At 73.5% G+C, this 20,218-nt stretch carries 22 protein-coding genes; 14 read left to right on the top strand and 8 right to left on the bottom strand.

Annotated features, from left to right (window positions below; all coding sequences use genetic code 11):
- Positions 1–35: 35 nt before the first annotated feature.
- Both ACFRQN_RS30655 and ACFRQN_RS30650 read right to left on the bottom strand, forming a co-directional pair.
- A complete protein-coding gene (locus tag ACFRQN_RS30655) occupies positions 36–1,673 on the bottom strand; it encodes an APC family permease (RefSeq protein ID WP_049657940.1) in 1,638 nt (545 codons plus the stop codon).
- Between the two features lie 132 nt (positions 1,674–1,805).
- Positions 1,806–2,456, bottom strand: a complete 651-nt coding sequence (locus ACFRQN_RS30650; RefSeq protein WP_143204500.1) for a hypothetical protein — start codon at positions 2,454–2,456, stop codon at positions 1,806–1,808.
- A 192-nt stretch (positions 2,457–2,648) separates the two neighbouring features.
- Between ACFRQN_RS30650 and ACFRQN_RS30645 the strand changes: the two genes are divergently transcribed.
- Positions 2,649–4,223 carry a phosphonate degradation HD-domain oxygenase gene (locus ACFRQN_RS30645; RefSeq protein WP_380743487.1) on the top strand — a complete coding sequence of 525 codons (1,575 nt, stop codon included), beginning with the start codon at positions 2,649–2,651 and terminating at the stop codon, positions 4,221–4,223.
- Positions 4,224–4,233: 10 nt separating this feature from the next.
- On the opposite strand, the gene ACFRQN_RS30640 is transcribed toward ACFRQN_RS30645, so the two are convergent.
- Positions 4,234–5,076, bottom strand: coding sequence for a GntR family transcriptional regulator (locus ACFRQN_RS30640; RefSeq protein ID WP_234348617.1), 843 nt, complete (start codon positions 5,074–5,076; stop codon positions 4,234–4,236).
- 411 nt (positions 5,077–5,487) lie between these two features.
- Here ACFRQN_RS30640 and ACFRQN_RS30635 point away from each other — a divergent pair, with 411 nt between their 5' ends.
- The 11 genes from ACFRQN_RS30635 (at position 5,488) to ACFRQN_RS30585 (ending at position 14,428) form a co-directional block, all read left to right on the top strand.
- Positions 5,488–6,657, top strand: a complete 1,170-nt coding sequence (locus tag ACFRQN_RS30635; RefSeq protein WP_117490008.1) for an ABC transporter substrate-binding protein — start codon at positions 5,488–5,490, stop codon at positions 6,655–6,657.
- A 43-nt stretch (positions 6,658–6,700) separates the two neighbouring features.
- Positions 6,701–7,681 (top strand): ABC transporter permease subunit, encoded by a 981-nt coding sequence (locus tag ACFRQN_RS30630; protein ID WP_074001649.1) that lies wholly within the window; start codon positions 6,701–6,703, stop codon positions 7,679–7,681.
- Positions 7,669–8,514, top strand: a complete 846-nt coding sequence (locus ACFRQN_RS30625) for an ABC transporter permease (protein ID WP_380743484.1) — start codon at positions 7,669–7,671, stop codon at positions 8,512–8,514. Before ACFRQN_RS30630 ends, ACFRQN_RS30625 begins: the two co-directional genes overlap by 13 nt.
- Before the next feature lie 21 nt (positions 8,515–8,535).
- Complete coding sequence (locus ACFRQN_RS30620; RefSeq protein ID WP_380743482.1) at positions 8,536–9,621, top strand: ABC transporter ATP-binding protein; 1,086 nt, start codon at positions 8,536–8,538, stop codon at positions 9,619–9,621.
- Positions 9,622–9,714: 93 nt separating this feature from the next.
- On the top strand, positions 9,715–10,413 hold the full coding sequence (locus tag ACFRQN_RS30615; RefSeq protein ID WP_259316766.1) for an HAD family phosphatase: 699 nt from the start codon (positions 9,715–9,717) through the stop codon (positions 10,411–10,413).
- A 1-nt stretch (position 10,414) separates the two neighbouring features.
- The gene (locus ACFRQN_RS30610) at positions 10,415–10,738 is read left to right on the top strand and encodes a multidrug efflux SMR transporter (RefSeq protein WP_049654278.1); all 324 of its coding nucleotides are present in this window, start codon (positions 10,415–10,417) and stop codon (positions 10,736–10,738) included.
- A gap of 123 nt (positions 10,739–10,861) precedes the next feature.
- Positions 10,862–11,353, top strand: coding sequence for a hypothetical protein (locus ACFRQN_RS30605; RefSeq protein WP_074001651.1), 492 nt, complete (start codon positions 10,862–10,864; stop codon positions 11,351–11,353).
- A 169-nt stretch (positions 11,354–11,522) separates the two neighbouring features.
- Positions 11,523–11,819 (top strand): hypothetical protein, encoded by a 297-nt coding sequence (locus tag ACFRQN_RS30600; RefSeq protein ID WP_049654274.1) that lies wholly within the window; start codon positions 11,523–11,525, stop codon positions 11,817–11,819.
- A complete protein-coding gene (locus tag ACFRQN_RS30595) occupies positions 11,816–13,135 on the top strand; it encodes a putative T7SS-secreted protein (protein WP_375873262.1) in 1,320 nt (439 codons plus the stop codon). Before ACFRQN_RS30600 ends, ACFRQN_RS30595 begins: the two co-directional genes overlap by 4 nt.
- Positions 13,128–13,799, top strand: a complete 672-nt coding sequence (locus ACFRQN_RS30590; protein ID WP_380743479.1) for a hypothetical protein — start codon at positions 13,128–13,130, stop codon at positions 13,797–13,799. Before ACFRQN_RS30595 ends, ACFRQN_RS30590 begins: the two co-directional genes overlap by 8 nt.
- Entirely contained in the window at positions 13,796–14,428 is a 633-nt protein-coding gene (locus tag ACFRQN_RS30585; protein WP_049654269.1) for a hypothetical protein, read from the top strand. Before ACFRQN_RS30590 ends, ACFRQN_RS30585 begins: the two co-directional genes overlap by 4 nt.
- Positions 14,429–14,490: 62 nt before the next feature.
- Here ACFRQN_RS30585 and ACFRQN_RS30580 read toward each other — a convergent pair whose 3' ends face one another.
- The 5 genes from ACFRQN_RS30580 to ACFRQN_RS30560 all read right to left on the bottom strand — a co-directional run bounded on the left by ACFRQN_RS30580 (position 14,491) and on the right by ACFRQN_RS30560 (position 18,458).
- Entirely contained in the window at positions 14,491–15,210 is a 720-nt protein-coding gene (locus ACFRQN_RS30580) for a phosphonatase-like hydrolase (protein WP_304414270.1), read from the bottom strand.
- Positions 15,211–15,221: 11 nt separating this feature from the next.
- Positions 15,222–16,343 carry a TIGR03364 family FAD-dependent oxidoreductase gene (locus tag ACFRQN_RS30575; RefSeq protein WP_049654265.1) on the bottom strand — a complete coding sequence of 374 codons (1,122 nt, stop codon included), beginning with the start codon at positions 16,341–16,343 and terminating at the stop codon, positions 15,222–15,224.
- Positions 16,344–16,458: 115 nt separating this feature from the next.
- Positions 16,459–16,974, bottom strand: a complete 516-nt coding sequence (locus ACFRQN_RS30570; RefSeq protein ID WP_049654261.1) for a pyridoxamine 5'-phosphate oxidase family protein — start codon at positions 16,972–16,974, stop codon at positions 16,459–16,461.
- Positions 16,975–17,121: 147 nt separating this feature from the next.
- Positions 17,122–17,793, bottom strand: a complete 672-nt coding sequence (locus tag ACFRQN_RS30565; RefSeq protein ID WP_380743476.1) for a phosphatase PAP2 family protein — start codon at positions 17,791–17,793, stop codon at positions 17,122–17,124.
- The gene (locus ACFRQN_RS30560) at positions 17,790–18,458 is read right to left on the bottom strand and encodes a DedA family protein (protein ID WP_049654256.1); all 669 of its coding nucleotides are present in this window, start codon (positions 18,456–18,458) and stop codon (positions 17,790–17,792) included. Before ACFRQN_RS30560 ends, ACFRQN_RS30565 begins: the two co-directional genes overlap by 4 nt.
- Before the next feature lie 114 nt (positions 18,459–18,572).
- On the opposite strand from ACFRQN_RS30560, the gene ACFRQN_RS30555 reads away from it, so the two are divergent.
- The gene (locus ACFRQN_RS30555; RefSeq protein WP_049654255.1) at positions 18,573–18,977 is read left to right on the top strand and encodes a BlaI/MecI/CopY family transcriptional regulator; all 405 of its coding nucleotides are present in this window, start codon (positions 18,573–18,575) and stop codon (positions 18,975–18,977) included.
- Positions 18,974–20,098, top strand: a complete 1,125-nt coding sequence (locus ACFRQN_RS30550) for a M48 family metalloprotease (protein ID WP_380743474.1) — start codon at positions 18,974–18,976, stop codon at positions 20,096–20,098. The genes ACFRQN_RS30555 and ACFRQN_RS30550 overlap by 4 nt, the downstream gene beginning before the upstream one ends.
- The last annotated feature ends 120 nt before the right edge of the window (positions 20,099–20,218 follow it).

Raw genomic sequence — 20,218 nt, 5'->3', positions numbered from 1 at the left:
GGAGCAGCTCCCGGGGCCGCCGCCGTACCCGGCCGTCAGTGCCCGTTGACGTCCACCACCTCGACGCCGCGGATGTTCCGCTCGATCTCCTCCGCCGGCAGTGCGATCGCCAGCGCCCAGTAGTAGACGACCAGCGAGAACACCACCACGACGGCGATGTCCCACCACAGCGGCAGGTTCCCCTGCGCGCCCGCGCCGAAGGTGCCCTGCCAGGAGACCACGCCCATGCCGAGCAGGTAGACCGGCAGCCACTGCCCGGCCCGGAAGTCCATCCGGGGCGCGTTCGGCATCCCCTTCGAGCGCGCGTACCAGGAGTACCCGCCGAGCAGCAGGTAGCCGATCACGATCGCCAGGCCGAGCCGCCACAGGGTGTCCCAGCCGGACCAGTAGATGACCAGGCTCGCCACCACGAAGGCCAGCGGCGAGACCACCGAGCCGCCGGGCAGGTGGTACGAGCGCTCCATCCCCGGCAGCCGCTTGCGCAGCACCCCGAAGGCCAGCGGGGCACCCGCGTACATCAGCACCACCGCCGAGGTGATGAAGCCGACCAGCCGCTGCCAGCTCGGGAAGGGCAGGAAGCAGATCACCCCGGCCACCCAGGCGATCAGCAGGCCGAGCCAGGGCACCGCGCGCTTGTCGGTGGACTGCAGCGCCTGCGGGGCGTAGCCGTTGCGGCTCAGGCCGTAGGTGACCCGGGAGCTGGAGGTGATGTAGACCAGCCCGGTGCCGGCCGGTGAGACGACCGCGTCGATGAACAGCACGGTGGCCAGCCAGCCCAGGCCGATCAGGGTCGCCAGGCCGGCGAACGGTCCGCTGATCCCGGGGTAGTCGAGCGTGGTCCAGCCCTTGGCGAAGGTCTCCGGCGGCAGCGCGCCGATGAACACCACCTGGAGCATCACGTAGACGACCGTGCCGATCACCACCGAGCCGAGCACGGCGCGCGGGATGTCCCGGCGCGGGTTGCGGCTCTCGCCCGCCCACTGGATGGCCTGCTCGAAGCCGAGCAGCGCGAAGATCACCCCGCTGCTGCTGATCGCGGCGAGCACGCCCTTGGCCCCGTCCGGGGCGAAGCCGTGGACGGTGAAGTTGGAGCCGTGGAACTCGGTGAGGCCGAGCGTGATGATGGTCAGCACCGGGATGGCGACCTTCCACACGGTGGCCGCGCTGTTGGTGTGCGCGAGCAGCCGCACGCCGAGGAAGTTGACCGCGACGAAGACCCCGAGCAGCAGGGCCGCGACGACGAACCCCCAGCCGGTCAGCGTCAGGTCCTTGTTCAGCAGGCCGTCCGCCCAACTCCAGTGCTGGGCGTAGTTGATCATCGCCTGCACCTCGATCGGCGCGATGGTCGCGGCCTGCAGCCAGGTGAACCAGCCGAAGGACATCCCGGCGAACCCGCCGAAGGCGTAGTGCGGGTAGCGCGCCGTGCCGCCCGCCACCGGGAACAGCCCGCCCAGTTCGGCGTGCACCAGCGCCAGCAGGATGATCGCCACCGCGCCGACGCCCCAGGACACCAGCGCCGCCGGCCCGGCCGCCACCGCCGCCTTCTGCGCCCCGAACAGCCAGCCGGAGCCGATGATCGCCCCGACCGAGGCCCAGAGCAGTCCGATGACGCCGACCTCGCGCCGCAGCGCGGTGTGCCCCGAGCCGGGCGGATTGGAGGAGGAATGGGCCATTGCTCGCACCTCTCATATATCGGGACAAATCCACCCCGACAGTGCCGCAGCCCCCACCCCTCCCCCACCGAAACGCGCGGCGCCCCGCACCCCCTCACCCGAACAGCCCGCCGGAGGCGGCGGCCGGGTGGCTCAGGACGGAACTTCGGCCGTCCTGCGGAACTCGCGGGTCCGGGCGGCGACGGCGTCGACGGAGAGCGCCCGGCCCGGCAGCCACTCCACGTAGACGCCCCACATGCTGCCGTCGGCCCAGGCGCAGACGGCGACGGGCTTGCCCAGGGTGTTCCCGAGGCCGCACTTCATGGCCCCGCCCCGCTCGCCGGGCTCGACGTCGCGCAGGCCCGTGAGGGTCACCTCCTCGGTGTCCTGGGCGGCGACGACGTCGTCGAGCTCCGAGGAGGGCAGGAAGATGTGCTTCTCGTAGACCATGACGACGGCCCCCCGACTGTCGGCGGGGTCCTGGTAGCCGGTGCTCGTGACACCGGAGTGCCCGCCCAGACTGGTGGACTGCTTGGCCTGGGAGACCTCCGGGCGCAGTCGCATCCCGTCGAAGGACTCCGGCGCGCGGTACCCGTACGCGCCGAGGGCGGCGAAGTTGTCCGCGAAGGCGACGCCGAAGACCGCCGCTCCGAGGACGGCGACACCGGTGACGCCCAGCCAGAACCTGCGGCGGGAACGCGGGAGCGGGCCGGCGGGGGCCTCGTCCACCACGGATTCGGCGTGGACGCCGTCCGGCACGGGCGCGGCGGGGACGGCGGGCGGGGCGGTATCGGCTTCATGCACGCGCAGATTGGAGCAGGTCCGGACCATCACGTGCAAGGACTTTCCGGGGCGGCCCACCGGGCACAGTTCCCGTGGCGTTCACCCGCTCGGCACGTGGAACTCACCGAGGGCGGGCAGGCTCCCGGCAGGGCTGAAGTTGGCTATACAACTTCAGCCGACACGACAGCCGTAGTGCCGCCGAGGAGAAGACCGATGACCGAGCTGCCGCCGTACTGGCTGCGCGACAACTGCCCGTGCGCCGAGTGCCGGGACCCGCGCAACGGACAGAAGCTGTTCCAGATCCACGAGCTGCCGCCGGACCTGGCGGTCGCCGCGAGCACGGAGGCCGACGGGCACCTGGAGGTGCTCTGGTCGGACGGGCACCGGTCGCGGTACCCGCGGGAGTGGCTGGACGGGACGGACGAGGGCGACGGGCGCACCGAGCGGGGCAAGCGGCTCTGGACGGCGGCGGACTTCGCGCCCGGCCTCCCCGGGGCGTCGTGGGAGGCCTACCTGACCGACCCGGCCGAGCAGGCCGCGGTGCTGGCCGCCGTCCGGGACAGCGGCTTCGCCGTGCTGCGCGGGGTGCCGACCGTCGAGCGGCAGGTGCTGCGGGTGGCGGAGAGCTTCGGGTACGTGCGGGTCACCAACTACGGGGAGCTGTTCGACGTCCGGGTCGAACCGTCTCCCAACAACCTCGCCTTCACCAGCGTCGCCATCGCCCCGCACACCGACAACCCGTACCGGGACCCGGTGCCGACCCTCCAGCTGCTGCACTGCCTGGAGAACTCGGCGACCGGCGGCGACTCCGGACTGGTGGACGGCTTCAAGGCCGCGGCGGTCCTCCGGGAGGAGGCGCCGGAGGCCTTCGAGGTCCTCACCCGCACGCCTGTCCCGTTCGTCTTCCGCGACCGCCGCACCGAGCTCCGGGCCGACCGCCCGCTGATCGACCTGGACCCGAAGGGGCGGATCCGCGAGGTCCGGTTCAACAACCGCTCGACCGGCACCCTGCGCGGATCGGGCCTGGACGCCTTCTACGCCGCCTACCGCCGCTTCGCCGAGATCACCCTGCGCCCCGAGCTCCAGCTCACCTTCCGCCTCGGCCCCGGCGACTGCCTGGTCTTCGACAACACCCGCCTGCTGCACGCCCGGACGGCCTTCCAGCAGGACGGCCACCGGCACCTCCAGGGCTGCTACGCCGACCTCGACTCGCTCTCCTCCACCCTCGCCGCGCTGCGCCGCCGCGCCGCCGCCCTGGACACGATCGCCGCACTGTTCGCCGGCGAGGGCGCCGCGGAGTACCTGGGCGAGGAGGTCACCATGGCCGAGCACATGCTCCAGGCCGCCGCTGCCGCCGAGGCGGCCGGGGCACCCGACCACCTGGTCGCCGCCGCGCTGCTGCACGACGTCGGCCACTTCCACGGTGCCCTGCACGGAACGGATCTGATGCAGGGTCAGGACAACCGCCACAGCGACTCCGGGGCCGACTGGCTGGCGGGCTGGTTCGGCCCGGAGGTCACCGAGCCGGTCCGACTGCACGTGGCCGCCAAGCGCTACCTGTGCGCGGTCGAGCCCGGCTACCGGGAGAAGCTCTCCGCGGCCTCCGAGTACACCCTGACCGTCCAGGGCGGCCCGATGGACGAGCAGCAGGCCGCCGCCTTCGCCGAACTCCCGGGCGCGCGGGACGCGGTGGCGGTGCGGCGCTGGGACGAGCAGGCGAAGGAGGCCGGCGCCCCGACGCCCGGCTTCGCGCACTACCGCCCGCTGCTCGCCGCGCTCATGCGGTAACCGAAGGGGCTCAGTCCAGCTCCCGCGCGTGCCGCGAAAGCGCCGACGTGGCCAGGGAGTTGTGCACGCTGAACGCCACCGTCCCGGGCAGGTAGCGGTCCTGGGACCACTCCACCGGCGTGCCCGTCGGGTCGGTCGTGCGGCGCCGCTCGCGCAGCAGCGGACCGCCCCGGCGGCAGCCGAGCAGCCGGGCGTCCTCACCGTTGGCCGGGACGATGTCGATGGTGTGGTCGGCGTCGGTGAACAGGATGCCGTGCTCGCGCAGCACTTCGGTGTGCGAGACCACGTCCGGCGGCAGCTCGGCGACGATCTCGCCGACCCGCGGCGGGTAGACGGTGCGCTCGACCATCACCGGCGTGCCGGAGAGCGTCCGCAGCCGGACGATGACGTACACCTCGGCGCCCTGCTCCAGGCGCAGTTGCTCGCGCTCGGCGGCGTCGGCCGGGCGGCGCACCAGCGAGTCGAGGATGCCGCCGGGCTCCTCGCCCATCGAGTACGCCCAGTGCGTGAAGCTGAGCAGTTCGGAGAAGCTCTGCACCCGGGCGCCGCCGAGGACCACCCGGCGGGTGCCGCGGCGGGAGGTGACCAGTCCGTCGGAGCGCAGCACCGCGAGCGCCTGGCGGACGGTGCCGCGGGAGACGCCGTACTGCTCGGCCAGCGCGCCCTCGGCGGGCAGCCGGCCGGCCTCGCCGTACGCGCCGGTGGTGATCGCCTCGCGCAGGTCGGCGGCCACCTTCCGGTACAGCGCGCCGGGGCGCTCCGCCGGGGGTTCCCCGGCCGCCGAGGGGGCTCCGGCCGCCGGGCTCCCGTCCGCGGCCGGGGGGCCCTCGGGGCGCTGGGGCTCAGTTGCCACGTCAGTCAATGTCCCTCCTGGGGCGGTGTCCTGCGCAGCCGTACCGGCGCGGACAGCCCGACCTTACTCCGCTGCGCCTTCGAAGCATCGCACCGAACGGATCACGCTCCGATGGCCGGATTCCACCGTTCCCGCACCCGACCCCGGCGCTGGGCCGTCCGTTCACCTTCCCGTCACCGGACTCCGGCGTACTTACTGCCGTCAGCGAAGTTGGCTAGTCAACTCGGACGACGTCGATCGATCGCTCACCCCGGTCGGCCCGCCGCCCTCCGCAAGGCCTCGCGAACCTTCGCAAGGCTTCACGAACCTTCGCAGGCCGTCCCAGGCCTTCGCGATCCTTCGCGAGACGCCAGCCCGCGGAACCCCCCGCGAGCGCCCTCGCAGTACGCCCCCTTAACAGGAGACTTCCCCGTGACCGTGCACCGCGCCCGCGCCGCCGCCTTCGCGGCCGTCCTGACCGCCGCCGCGCTCTCCCTCACCGCCTGCGGCTCCGCCGGTTCGAGCGCCAAGTCCGGCGACGCCGCCCAGGGCGGCGCCAAGGACGCCAAGACGGCCACCTCCGCCGCCGACTTCGGCGGCATGGACGGCCTGATCGCCGCCGCCAAGAAGGAGGGCAAGCTGCACGTCATCACGCTGCCCCGGGACTGGGCGAACTACGGCAAGATCATCGACAGCTTCAAGGCCAAGTACGGCATCGAGGTCGAGGAGGAGAACCCGGACGGCTCCAGCCAGGACGAGATCAACGCGATCAACTCCCGCAAGGGCCAGGACCGCGCCCCCGACGTGGTCGACCTGGGCAGCGCCTTCGCCCTCCAGGCGGTCAAGGACGGCATCCTCGCCCCCTACAAGGTCGCCACCTTCGACAAGGTGCCGGACACCATGAAGGACGCGAACGGCGCCGCCGTCAACGACTACGGCGGCTACGTCTCCATCGGCTGCGACGCCAAGAAGATCGCCAACTGCCCGAAGACCTTCGCCGACCTGCTCAAGCCGGAGTACAAGGGCCAGGTCGCCCTCAACGGCAACCCGACCAAGTCCGGCTCCGCCTTCGGCGGCGTCTACGCGGCCGCGCTCGCCAACGGCGGTTCGCTGGACAACATCCAGCCCGGCATCGACTTCTTCGGCAAGCTGAAGCAGTCCGGCAACTTCAACCCGGTCGAGTCGACCCCGGCCACCGTCGAGAAGGGCGAGACCCCGATCTCGATCGACTGGTCCTACCTGAACGCCGGCTACACCGACGAGTTCAAGGACAAGGGCGTCGACTGGAAGGTCTCCATCCCGACCGACGGCTCCTACGCCCAGTTCTACAACCAGGCCGTCAACAAGTGGGCCCCGCACCCGGCGGCCGCCCGCCTGTGGCAGGAGTACCTGTTCAGCACCGAGGGCCAGAACCTCTTCCTCGGCGGCTACGCCACCCCGTCCACCTTCGAGGCCCTGAAGAAGGACGGCACCCTGGACGCCGCCGGCGCCGCCAAGCTGCCCGCCGTCGAGAAGCCGTTCACCACCTTCCCGACCGTCGACCAGATCAACGCGGCCAAGAAGGTCGTCACCGAGAACTGGACCAAGGCGATCGCGGGCTGACACCCAGGCCACGTACCGCACTTCGGGCTGAGAAAAGGCACTCATGACCACGGCTCCCACCCCGGTGCCGACCACCCCCGCCGCCACCTCCCCCGGTGGCGGCGCGGGGGCGTCCGCCACCGCCACGACCACCTCCCCCACCACCACCGCGCCCGGCCCGCGGCGCCGGCCGCTCGCCCGCCTCGGCGGCGCGTCCTGGCTGGCGGCCGTGCCGCTGCTGCTGTTCTTCCTGATCGGCTTCGGCCTTCCCGCCGTCGCCATCGTGATCGGCGCGTTCACCACCTCCAGCGACGCGGAGTCCGGTGCCGGGCAGTTCACCTTCGACAACCTGACGGCCTCCGTCCAGGGCGGCTACCAGACGGCCATGCTGAGCAGCCTCAAGCTCTCCGCGCTGACCGCGCTGCTCGCCACCGTCCTCGGCCTGCCGCTCGCCCAGGCCGTCGTCACCTCCCGGCGCGGCTGGCTGCGCCAGGCGGTGCTCACCGCCTCCGGCGTGCTCGCCAACTTCGGCGGCCTGCCGCTCGCCTTCGCGTTCGTCGCCACCCTCGGCAACGCCGGCGAGATCACCAAGCTGCTGCACCTCACCGACCACGGCTGGTCGCTGTACTCGTTCACCGGCCTGACCGTCGTCTACCTGTACTTCCTCGTCCCGCTGATGGTGCTCACCATCACCCCGGCCCTGGACGGCCTGCGGACCCAGTGGCGCGAGGCGGCCCAGAACAACCGGGCCACCACCGTCCAGTACTGGCTCCACGTCGCCCTGCCGATCCTGCTGCCCTCCCTGCTCGGCGGCTTCGTGCTGCTCTTCGGCAGCGCCTTCGCCGCCTACGCGACGGCCGCCGCCATGGTCGGCGCGACCGTCCCGCTGGTCAGCCGCTCGATCGCGGACGCGCTCTCCGGCAACGTGCTGGTCGGCCAGGGCAACCTCGCCCTCGCCCTCAGCCTCAACATGATCTTCGTGGCCGTCCTGGTGATGGCCGTGTACCTCCCCCTCCAGCGCCGGAGCGCCCGATGGCTCAGCTGACCACCCCCGCCCGCCCCGGCCGACGCACCGTCCGCTGGTGGCGCGGAGCCGTGCTGCTGCTGGCCGGCATCTACTTCGTCGTCCCGCTCGCGGCCTCCTTCTGGTTCTCGATCGACGACCCCCAGGGCATCTCCTTCGCGGCCTACACCGGGCTGCTCTCCGCCCCCGGCTTCCTGGACAGCCTCTGGCTGACCCTCGGCCTCGCCGTCGTGACCGTCGTGGTGCTGCTGCTCCTGCTCGTCCCGGCGCTGATCTCCGTGCGGCTCGGCTCGCCGAAGCTGCGCCCGGTGCTCGACGTGCTCTGCACCCTGCCGCTGGTCGTCCCGCCGGTCGCGCTGACCGCCGGCCTGATCGGCGTGCTCCGCTGGGGCCCGGACTACCTGATGGACACCCCGTTCTTCCAGACCTTCGTGTTCATCCAGGACCCGGACTTCCCGCTGGTGCTGGTCATCGCCTACGTGCTGATGGCCCTGCCGCTCGCCTACCGCGCCCTGGACGCCGGCCTGCGCTCGATGGACGTGCGCACCCTGGTCGAGGCCGCCCGCAACTGCGGCGCGAGCTGGCCGCGCGCGGTGTTCACCGTCGTCCTGCCCAACCTGCGCGGGGCGCTGCTGAACGCCTCCTTCCTCACCCTGGCCCTGGTGCTCGGCGAGTTCACCACCGCCTCGATCCTCGGCTTCCAGCCCTTCCCGGTCTGGATCTACTCGGTCGGCAACAGCCAGGCCCACATGTCGGTCGCGGTCTCCATCCTGAGCCTGCTGCTCACCTGGCTGCTGCTGCTCCTGCTGGCCACCGCCGGGCGCGAGCGCCGCGCCAAGACCGCCACCTCCTGAAACCCCCCGGAGTCACCAGTCATGACCACGGCCACCGCCATCGCCGCCGACGCCCCGCTCGCCTCCGGCAGCGCCACCGTCGAATTCCGTTCCCTGCGCCGCGCGTTCGGCGCCACCACCGCCCTCGACGGCCTGGACCTGACCGTCCGCCCGGGCGAGCTGCTCGCCCTGCTCGGCCCGTCCGGCTGCGGCAAGACCACCGCGCTGCGCATCCTGGCCGGCTTCGAGCAGCACGACTCCGGCGAGGTGCTGGTCGACGGCCAGGACATCACCGCGATCCCCGCGCACAAGCGCGACGCGGGCATGGTGTTCCAGTCCTACAGCCTCTTCCCGCACCTGACCGCGCTGGACAACGTCGCCTTCGGGCTGCGGATGCGCGGCACCGGCAAGGCCGAGCGCCGCAAGCGGGCCCTGGAGCTGCTGGAGCTGGTCGGCCTGCCGCACCGCGCCGACCACTACCCGCACCAGATGTCCGGCGGCCAGCAGCAGCGCATCGCGCTCGCCCGCGCGCTCGCCCTCCAGCCGCGCGTCCTGCTGCTGGACGAGCCGCTGTCCGCGCTGGACGCCAAGGTCCGCCTCCAGCTGCGCGAGGAGATCCGCCGCCTCCAGCAGGAGCTGGGCATCACCACCCTGTTCGTCACCCACGACCAGGAGGAGGCGCTGTCGATGGCCGACCGGGTCGCGGTGCTGCGGGCCGGACGGCTGGAGCAGTGCGCCGCCCCGTCCGAGCTGTACGGCCGGCCGGCCACCGCCTTCGTCGCCGAGTTCGTCGGCACCATGAGCCGCATCCCGTGCACCCGCACCTCGGACGGCGTCGAGGTGCTCGGCCGCCGGCACGCGGTGGACGGCGCGGTCCCGGCCGACGGCGAGCTCCAGGTGCTGGTCCGCCCGGAGAACGTCGCCCTGACCCCGGCCGAGGACGGCCCCGCGCTGGTGGTCACCGCCTCCTTCCTGGGCGCCGTCACCCGGCTCACCGTCCGCCTGGACGACGGCACCGAGGTCAAGGCCGACCTGCCCACCGAGGCCGCCGCCGCGCTGCCGGCCGGCGCCCGGGCCGCGCTCACCCTGCCGGAGCGCCCGGTGCTGGTGGACCGCCGCGCCGCCTGAGAGCCTCGTACCTCCCCGCTCCGCCCGACGACGTACCGGCGGAGCACCGAAGAAGCGCCGACGAAGCGCCGGAGAACCACCGAAGGTACCGCCATGCCTGACACCGCCATGCCCGCGTCCAACGCGCTGCCCGCCGCCGTCCTGTTCGACATGGACGGCACCCTGGTCGACACCGAGCAGCTGTGGTGGCAGACCGCCGCCGAGCTCGCCGAGGAACTGCGCCACCCGCTCACCGACCAGGACGCCCCCGAGGTGCTCGGCCAGGCCGTCGAGCACACCGCCGCCCACCTGCACGCGGTCAGCGGCACCGCCCTGAGCGAGGCCGAACTCGCCGCCCGGCTCGGCGAGTCCTTCGCCGCCAAGGTCGCCGCCGAGACGGTGCCGCGCCCCGGCGCGCTCGCCCTGCTGGCCGCGCTGCGCGACGCGGGGGTGCCGACCGCGCTGGTCTCCGCCTCCCCGCGCCGGGTGGTGGACCTGGTGCTGTCCGCCATCGGCCGGGACTGGTTCGCCGTCACCCTGGCCGCCGAGGACACCCCGCGCACCAAGCCCGCGCCCGACCCGTACCTCGCCGCCGCCGAACGGCTCGGCCTGGACCCGGCCGACTGCCTCGCCGTCGAGGACACCCCGACCGGGGTCGCCTCCGCCACCGCGGCCGGCTGCGCCGTGCTCGCCGTGCCGTCCACCCCGGTGCCGATGCCGCGGGGCGAGCGGATCACCCTGCTCGCCAGCCTGGAGCAGGCCGACCTCGCCCTGCTCGGGAAGCTCGCCGGCGCCGGCGCGGTTCGACCCTGACATGCCCTATCTCCTGCTCGCCCTGGCCATCATCAGCGAGGTCTGCGCCACCAGCTGCCTCAAGCTCACCGAGGGGTTCACCCGGCTCTGGCCGAGCCTCGGCGTCGGTGTCGGCTACGTGCTCTCCTTCCTGCTGCTCGGCCGCGCGCTCAAGCACATACCGGTCTCGGTCGCCTACGCGGTCTGGTCCGGGGCCGGCACCGCGGCGGTCGCCGGGATCGGGGTGGTCGCCTTCGGCGAGTCGCTCGGGCGGCTCCAGTGGCTGGGGATCGCGCTGGTGATCGTCGGGGTGGTCGTGCTCAACCTCAGGGGCGGGCACTCCTGACGCCGTTTCCAAAGCTCTTTCTGACGTTTCGTCAATTCTGAATTCGCTGGTCAACTCCCCTGCCGGGGCGGGACGTCGGACGTGCCGACGACCCGCCCCGGACGCTTCGCTACGGTGTCCCCCATGACGGACCCCCGCCCACACCACTACCGCTTCGTCCACCGCGAGCTGGCCCGCCAGGTGCTGGAGTTCGGCCCGCGCGTGGCCACCCCGACCCCGGACGGCGGCAGCCTGCTGCCCGTCGTCACCCAGATCTGGGACGACCTCGGCAGCACCCTGCCGCCCGAGGACCGCCTGCCCGACCACGGCCTCGACTGCCGCCACCTGTCGGTCGACGGCCACCACATGCTGCTGGTCACCCTGCCCGCCCCGGTCGGCGCCACCGAGGCCCACTTCGTCGCCGCCGTCCAGCCGGGCGGCGCCAGGACCGTCCGCTACGTGACCCTGGAGCACGCGTTCAGCCCCTTCGACGGCAGCCCCGGCACCGTCCTCGGCGAGTGGACCGCCGAGAGCCACCTCAACCACGGCCCGGGGCCCTCCCCCGTCGCCGAGCTGTTCGTCACGGCCGTGGTGCGGCTCGTCACCCCGAAGAAGCGCGGCTTCTGGCGCCGCTGAGACCGACCGTACGTATACACCTCGAAGCTGGGCCGCCGACGTCAAGAAGGCGTCGACGGCCCGTAAAGGTCCCGTAACGACCGCCTCCGGTTACGACCGTGACGATCTCTCCCCGGTCGGCTGGAGCTATGCTCGCCCGGTCCGACAATCGACGCATCGGGGGGCGAAAGTGTCCGACTTCAAAGTCAGTACCGAATTCCTCGCAAAACTGGCCCAAGACCTCAAAGGCTGTGCCGACGAACTCGACCAGGGCCTCAAGGCCTTCGAGGCGGCCGGCCACACCGGCACCGGCTTCGACTTCCTGGACGAGGCCTGCGGGCACTTCAAGGACAAGTGGCAGTTCGGCCTGAAGAAGGTCCGCGAGTGCGTCAAGGCCCTGGACGAGGGCCTTGAGCAGGTGCAGAAGAACTACGACGGCACCGAGCAGAGCATCGTCAAGGTCCTCGCCCCGGCGGGGCAGTCGTGAGCGCCCCCACGCCGGCGCCCGACTGGTCCGGCCTCGGCTTCAACCCCACGCCCGGCGACTCCGCCGCCGTCACCGCGCTCAGCACCAGCCTGCGCCGGGTCGGCCAGCACCTGAGCGGTGTGCACACCACGCTCTCCCAGATCTCCAACAACGAGGGCCAGTGGACGGGTGAGGCCGCCAAGAAGTTCTCCGAGCAGTTCGGCAAGCTCCCCGGCTACCTCCAGGACGCCGCCGACTCGATCACCTCGGCCTACACGGCGCTCGACGTCTGGTACAAGGCGCTGACCGAACACCAGCCCAAGGCAGCCGAGTTGGCCGCCTCCGCGGTCGCCGCCAAGAAGAAGAAGGAGGAGGCGGACAAGGCCCACAGCGCCGCGGCCGCCGCCCCCGACCTCCAACTGGCCGGCCGCTCCTACCCCGACGACGCCAGCCTCGCCGCCGCGGAGCAGCGCTACAACACGGCGAAGAACCACCTGGACTCCGCCGCCAGTCTGCTCACCAGCGCCTCCAACGAGCTGGCCGGCCTCCAGAAGCAGGCCCACGAGCTCGCCGGGACCCACAAGTCGGACGCCCAGAAGACGGCCGAGGCCGTCCGCAAGGCCGCCGACAGCAAGGCCCCGCCGGAGCCGGGCATGCTCAGCAAGATCGGCGACTGGTTCAGCAAGCACGGCGGGGACCTGCTGACGGTGGCCTCCGGCATCTGCGGCGTCGCGGCCATCTTCTGCCCCGCGTTCGCCCTGCCCGCCATCCTGCTGAGCGTCGGCGCGGCGGGCCTGCACGCCAAGCAGTACGGCATCAAGGGCCTGATGCCGACCAGTTGGGACAACCTCGGCAACGACCTCACCCTGGCCGGCGACCTCCTCGGGGCCCTGCCCGGAGGCGCCCTCCTCAAGGGCGGGGTCACCGCGTTCCGGGGCGCCCGCGCCGCCGAGGGCGGGGCCAAGGCCGTGAGCGCCGGCGCCAAGGAGATCCGCGTCGCCGCCCGGGCGATGGACCCGGCCAGCCCGATCTTCACCACCGCGATCGAGAAGCCCGCCATGAAGCTCGGGCTCTCCAAGGCCGCCGCGATGAACGTCTCCGACGGCGTGCAGGCGGCCAGCGGGGTCGCGCTGACGGCCCCCACCGCGGCCGGCCTCTTCACCGACAGCCCGAGCCCGGGGCTGGGCGCCGCGATCAACTACACCACCGGCGGCGGCACCGCGCTCAACGGCGCCGGCGGCGCCATCGGCGGCAGCGGCAAGGGCCGGATCCTGCCCGCCCTGCTCGGCGGCGGCAGCGCGATCGTCACCGGTGTCTGGGGAGTGGGACATGACTGATACGACCACGCCGTCCATCTGGCTCTCCCTGCCCGAGGGGTTCACGGACATCGACCTGGCCGAGGACCCGGGCGACCGGATGAGCCGGATCGTGGACGGGCTCGACGGGCTCACCGACGCCGGTCCGGAGCAGAAGCTCGGCATCGCCGTCTCCGCCGAGCTCGCCCTCCAGGCACAGCTGCGCGAGGGTGCGGTGCACGTCTCCAACTGCCTGGTGCAGACCGAGGAGGGCGAGATCGTCCAGGGCGTGTTCAGCCTGTACCTGCGCGAGCAGGAGCAGGGCGCCCCGGGCGGCTACCCCCAGCGCGTCGCCCGGGAGCTCGCGACCGCCTGGCCGGACGCCGACATCGAGGTCCTCGACTTCCCGCTCGGCCGGGCCGCCGTGACCGTCCGCGACCTGGCCGTGCCCGTGTCCGGGACGGCCTACGGCCTGCCGGGGTCGGGCGTCACCACCGTCCGCCAGCTGGAGGCCCTGTTCGCGCACCCGTGGAGCCCCCACGTGCTCGCCGTCGTCTTCTCCACCCAGCACCTGGACTACTGGGACGGCTGGTCGGTCCTGGTGGGCGCCGCCATCAGCGGGATCTCCTTCTACCCCCCGCTGAACGAGACGTCGAACGCCCTGCCGCCCGAGCGGCAGGACAACATCCGGAAGGCCTTCGGGTGACGATCACCCAGCCCGACCAGGGCACCACCCGGAGCGGGCCCCGCCGACTCGGCGGGGCCCTGGCCCTCATCGCCGTCACCACGGCGGTGCTCGTCGGCGTCATCGCGCTGGACGTCTACGTCAACTCGTTCCTCGCCGCGGTGGTGGGGCTCGCCTACCCGCTGATCGTGCTGTACGCGTTCGCCGTGCGCCGCGACGCCGACAGCAACCCCCGGTTCCAGAAGAACATGGTCGCCTGGGGCCTGGGCATCTCCGTCGTCGGCTTCGTCGCCTACCTGGCCGGTACCGAGGCCTGGGCGAACCTGATCCTGGGTTCGGGGCGGACCGTGCAGGCCGTGGTCGTCGACGAGAAGGTCACCGACGCCCTCCACGGCACCGGGCGGGCGTACAGCCTGGCCTCCACGGAGCTGAACGACGACGTGCCGGGCGGCCCGCTCACCGAGAACTCCCCGCGGTTCAAGCGCGGCCAGGTGATCACCGTCCGGATGGACCCGGCCGGGCGGGTCGCCCCCAAGCTCCCCGGCGAGGCCGACTCCTCCGCCTACCTGCTGGCGTTCCTCGGCTGCAACGTCCTGATCGACGGCACCCTGCTCTGGTCGGTGCGCCGGCCGAAGGAGTCGTCCGCCTGAGCCGGCCGGTCGCCTGAGCCCACCGTTCCGCCCCGGGCCGCCGCCCGGGGCGGAACGCCGCATCAGCCCAGCAGCGCGGGCAGTTCGGCGATCGAGCCGAGGACGTGGGTGGCGCCGTCGGCCCGCAGCCGGGCCTCGTCGTGGGCGCCGGTGAGGACGCCCGCGACGACCGGGGCGCCGGCCCGGGTGCCGGTCAGCATGTCGTAGCCGGTGTCGCCGGCGACGGCGATCTGGCGGACCGAGTCGGTGCCGGTGCGCAGCAGGGCGGTGAGCGCGAGGTCGGGGTACGGGCGGCCGCGGCCGGCCTCGGCGGGGCAGAGGGTCAGGTCGGCGACGGACCGCCAGCCGAGGGCGTCCAGGATGCGGTCCTGGGTGGCCCGGGAGAAGCCGGTGGTGAGGACCACCTTGCGGCCCTGGCCGCGCAGTTCGGCGATGGCCTCGGCGGCGCCGGGCAGGGCGGCGCAGTGCCCGGCGTCGACCAGGTCGTGGTAGGCGGCCTCGAAGGCGGTGTTGGCCCGCTGGGCCTTCTCCTCCGCGCCGAACAGGTGCCGGAAGACGGAGATCTTGGACTCGCCCATGGTGGCCCGGACGTGGGCCAGCATCGGGTCGAACTCCGGGCTGCCGGCCTCGACGCCGAGCGCCGCGGCGGCCGCGGTGAAGGCCTGCTCGACGAGGCCGTCGTCGGCCACGGTGGTGCCGGCCATATCGAGCACGACCAGGCGGATGTCGGCGGTCACAGCGGCATTGGTCACAGCGGTATCGGTCACAGCGGTGTTGCTCACAGCGGCGCTCCTTACAGGTTGGCGAGGTCGGCGGTGGTCTCGGCGATGGCGGGCGAGCAGGTCATGCCGCGGCCGCCGGGGCCGGTGACCAGCCAGACGCCGTCGCGCACGCGCTCGCGGTGGACGACCCGGGTGGTGTCGACGCACTGCGCGTACACCCCGGCCCAGCGGCGGCGGATCCGCGGCATCGGGCGGCCGAGCAGGTCCTCGACGACGCCGACCAGGTGGTCGTACGGGTCCTCGACGACGTCGAAGCCGAACGGCTGGTCGTACTCGTGGGTGTCGCCGATGGTCAGTCCGCCGTCGCGGCGCTGGACCATCAGCAGCTGCATCCGGTGCTCGGCGGCGACGGGCGGCTGCGGCTGGGTCTCGCGCAGCCGGTCCAGGGCGGTGCCGGCGAAGGCGGGGTAGTAGCGGAAGCTGTCGCCGTCGGCGACGGAGGTGGTGAGGGTCTCGCCGAGCGGGTCGGTCTGCATCATCTGGAGCCGCACCCGGCGGACCGGCAGGGCGGGGGCGAGTTCGCGGACCAGGCCGCCGAGCCAGGCGCCGGTGCAGAGGACCACCAGGTCGCCGGTGTGGACGTCGCCGTGGTCGTCGCGGACGGCGTTCTCGCCGACCACCTCGCGCACCTCGCGCCCGGGCAGGAAGGTGTACCGGCCGGTGGCCTCCAGGGCGGCGCGCAGCGCGGGCTGGGCGGTGCGGGGTTCGACTGCGGCGTCGCGCCCGCACCACAGGGCGCCGAGCAGCTTGCCGCGCAGGGCCGGGTTGGCGGCGCGGGTCTCGTCCGGGTCGAGCAGCCGGTAGCCGCGGGCGGCGGCGTCCGGCAGGGCCAGGGCCTGTTCGGCGACGGCGAGTTCGGCCTCGGTGCGGATCGCGGTGAGCGATCCGTTGGCCCGGAAGCCGAGGTCCGGGACGCGGGCGCCGATGGACTCCCACAGTTCGCGGGCGCGCAGCGCGGTGTCCAGTTCCTCGCCCTGCGCGCGGCCGCTGACCCAGACCAGGCCGAAGTTGCGCACCGAGGCGCCGCGCGCCTCGGTCTCGCGCTCCAGGTGGACGACCTCGTGGCCGCGTTCGACGGCCTGCCAGGCGTGCATGCTGCCCAGGACGCCTGCTCCTACGACGATGACTCTCATGCGTCCAGGCTGGTGCGCCCGGGTGTCCGAGGGGCGTCGGGACGCCGTCCCGCAGATGAACCACCTGGGAAGTTGTACAGACAACCCGTCGGCCACCCCGAGGCCGCCGCGGCGGCTACGACCGCACCACCCGGGCCCGCAGGTAGTTGCGCCGCCCGAAGTTCGGCTCGTCCACCGCCGTCAGCTCCTCCACCTGGAACCGGTACAGCGCCGCCGCCCCGCCCCCGGTCAGGAACTGCCGCCGGACCTCCTCGTCCCGCGCGAAGACCGGGTAACGCCCCTGGTAGGCGGCCAGCGCCGCCTCGGCCTGCCGCCCCCAGGCCTCGCTCGCGCTGCCGGTCAGCTGGAGGCCGCGCAGCTGCTCGCCGAAGACCGGCGGCGGCAGGAAGACGGTGGCGGCGGCCCGGGCCTCCTCGGCCAGGTGGTGGCTGTGCCGGGTGGAGCGCTCGCTGACGAAGTAGAGGACGAGGTCGTCGTCGTACGCGAAGAAGGCCAGGTTGGCGTGCGGGCCGTGCTCGTGGCCCGCGGTGGCGAGGGTGAGCACCATGGCCTCGGCCAGCAGCCCCTCGACGCCCTTGTGCAGCAGGTCGCCCGGCCAGTCCCCCTGCGTGATGTCGAGTCGGTACGGCATTCGGCACTCCCTCCGCTGGCACGCCCGGCGCCCGCGCGCCCGAGCACGACTGAGCCGGGCGGGCGCCCCCGAAGGAGGCTCCACGCCCGGCTCACATGCTCCACCCGCCGTCCGAGACCGGACAAGGGGCAGGGGCGGAAGTCCGGCTCAGCGCTGCCGGGACCCGTACGACGCGTACCCGCGGGCCACGACCGGCGGCTGCCCCGGTCCGAGCAGCGGCCGCAGCGCGCCCGCCCGCATCCGGTCCACCAGCGGACCGCAGCGCCCGGCGAGCGGCGCCAGCACCGCCGCGGCCAGCAGCCCGACCAGCGCGCCCACCGCCACGTCGTGCGGGTAGTGCACGCCGACCCAGACCCGGGAGGCGGCCATCAGCACCGCGAACAGGCCGGCCACCAGGCCGAGCCGCCGGTTGACGAACCAGAGCGCGGTCGCGGCGGCGAAGGCTATCACCGAGTGGTTGCTCGGGAAGGACCAGTCCCCGGTGCCCGGGCAGGTCTCCAGCGAGACGCTGCCGGGGATCTGCGCGCACGGCCGGAGTTCCTCGACCGCGCCCTTGAACACCGAGTTGACGCCGTAGGCGACGACCACGATCACCGGCGAGGCGAGCACCCTGGCCATCACGGCCGAGTCCGCGCCGCGCGCCCGCCACCAGGCGTAGAGCATGAAGACCGCGAACAGCCCGAGGCCGAGCGCCGACCAGACCTTGATCAGCTCGTCCAGCCAGTGCGGCGCCGACTGCGCCCAGCCGTTGACCCGGGTGTACAGGCCGCCGTCGATTCCGCTGCCGTCGTACACGGCGAGCGCCCGGGAGGTCGTCACATGTCACCTCCATGACGTCGCGCCTTACGGGCGCGGAACAGTTCGAGAACAATAGGGAGCACGGAGACAACTACTACCAGACCGATGATCGGCAGCAGGTACTGGTCGATGCCGGGGATGGACGAGCCCAGCCCGTACCCGGCGAACACCACGCCGACCGTCCAGACCACGCCTCCGGCCACCTGCCACAGGGTGAACGAGCGGACCGGCACGTCGAGCACGCCGCAGAGCGGATTCAGCACCGTTCGGACCACCGGGATGAACCGGGCGAGCACGATCGCCTTGCCGTGGCCGTACTTGGCGAGCAGCTCCTCGGCCCGCGCCACGCCCTCCAGCAGGCTCTTGCGCCTGGTCCGGCCGAGCAGCGCCCGGCCGCCGCGCCGGCCGATCAGGTAGCCGACCTGGGCGCCGACGAGCGCGCCGACCAGGGCGGCGGGCAGCACCTGCCACAGGTGCAGCTGCGGGCCCTTGGTGGCGCCGGGCACGCAGAGCAGCCCGGCGGTGAACAGCAGCGAGTCGCCGGGCAGGAAGAAGCCCACCAGCAGCCCGGTCTCGGCGAACAGCACGACGGCGATGCCGAGCGCGCCGAAGGCGGCGAGCAGTGAGGACGCGTCCAGCGGGTTCACCGCGAGGTGAACGGCCGGATCGGCGAGGAACTGAAGCAAGGCCGACGGACCTCCCGTACGTTGGAGGGCGGTTCGCACCGAACCCGCCCGGACCGTCTACAGTTGCGTAGACGGTCTACACGACTGTAGACGATACTTGGAGGAAGCGCCGCCATGCCCGACGTACCGTCCGCCCGCCGGCCCGCCGGGGAGCTGGAGGCCGAGGTGCTGGCCGCCCTCTGGTCCGCCCGGCAGCCGATGACGCCGCAGGACGTCCAGGCCGCGCTCGGCGGGGACCTCGCCCGCACCACCATCGCGACGATCCTGGCCCGGCTGTTCGACAAGGGGACGGTCGAGCGCACCCGGGCCGGCCGCGCCTACGCCTACACCCCGACCGTCCAGGACACCGCCGGGCTCGCCGCCCGCCGGATGCACACCGAGCTCGGCCGCGAGACCGACCGCTCCACCGTGCTGGCCCGCTTCGTCTCCGACCTCTCCGCCGAGGACGAGCAGCTGCTGCGCGACCTCCTCGGCGACGGCAACCCCGGGGCTCAGACACCGGGAACGGCGGGCCGATGATGCTCGCCGTCTGGGTCCCCCTGCTGCTGCCCTTCCTGGCCGCCCCGCTGGCCCGCCGCCTCGCCGATGCGCTGCCGCCGCGGGCCGCCGCCTGGATGCTGGCCGGCAGCGCCGCCGTCCTGGCCGGCGGCACCCTCTGCTCGCTCGGCCTGCTGGCCGCCGCCGGACTGCTCCAGCTCCCGCCGGTCGCCGCCCTCGGCCACCTCTCGCTGCCCTGGCTCACCGCGGCCGCGCCCGACGCGCCGTTCCCGGCCGCGCTGGCCGCCGTGGCCCTCCTCGCGCTCGGCGCCCTGGCGGTGCGCACCGCCCGCCGACGGCTGCGGGAACTGCGCGCCGCCCGGGCCGCGCTCCCGGCCGACGCGCACCGCGCGGAGCCCTCCGACGGCCCCCGTCCGGACCGTGGACCTTCCCCCGCCCAGCATCCGGACACGCGCCCCCCGCGCGCCTCCGTGCGCTGGTCACGCCCCCCGGCATGGCCGGCCGCGCTCCTCCGGCCCACCGCCCTGCTGCGGCCCGCCGACCACCCGCTCACCGTCCTCGACGACGAGTGCGCCGACGCCTTCGCCCTGCCCGGCCGTCTGGGCCGCCCCGGCCGACCGGGCGAGCCCGGCCGGATCGTGGTCACCTCCGGCATGCTGCGCGCCCTCAGCGGCCCCGAGCGCTCCGCCCTGCTCGCCCACGAACGGGCCCACCTGACCGCCCGCCACCACCTCTTCCTCGCCCTCGCCGAGCACGCCGCCGACGTCCACCCGGCACTCCGCCCGCTGCGCGCACCCCTCGGCTACCACCTGGAGCGCTGGGCCGACGAGGTGGCCGCCGCCCGGGTCGGCGACCGCGCCGTCACCGCCCGCGCGGTCGGCCGGGCCGCGCTGGCCGCGAGCCGCTCCCCCTGGCCGGCCCGCCCCCGGCTGGTCGCCGCCGCCCACTCCGGCCCGGTCCCGCGCCGGGTCGCCGCACTGCTCCAGCCCCGCCCGGCCACCGCCCCCGGCACCTGGCTGCGGGCCGCCGCCGTGGCCCTGGCCGCCTGCCTGGCGCTGAGCACCGGCGCCGCCCTGGAGGCCGGCGCCGACCTGCACCACACCGTGGAGGCGGCCCAGCAGGGCTCCGGCGCGCAGCGCTGACCCCGTCCGGTCGCCAGGCGGTACGGCGGTTCGGGACGCCGGGCCCCGGGGCCGGCCGCCCCGGATTGCGGCATTGCCCCCCCCCCCCCCCCCCGCCCCCCCCCCCCCCAAGCATTGGGG

This window comes from Kitasatospora sp. NPDC056800 (assembly GCF_042789775.1).
Taxonomy (GTDB): Bacteria; Actinomycetota; Actinomycetes; order Streptomycetales; family Streptomycetaceae; genus Kitasatospora.
This window is presented reverse-complemented; position numbering and strand designations above follow the sequence as displayed.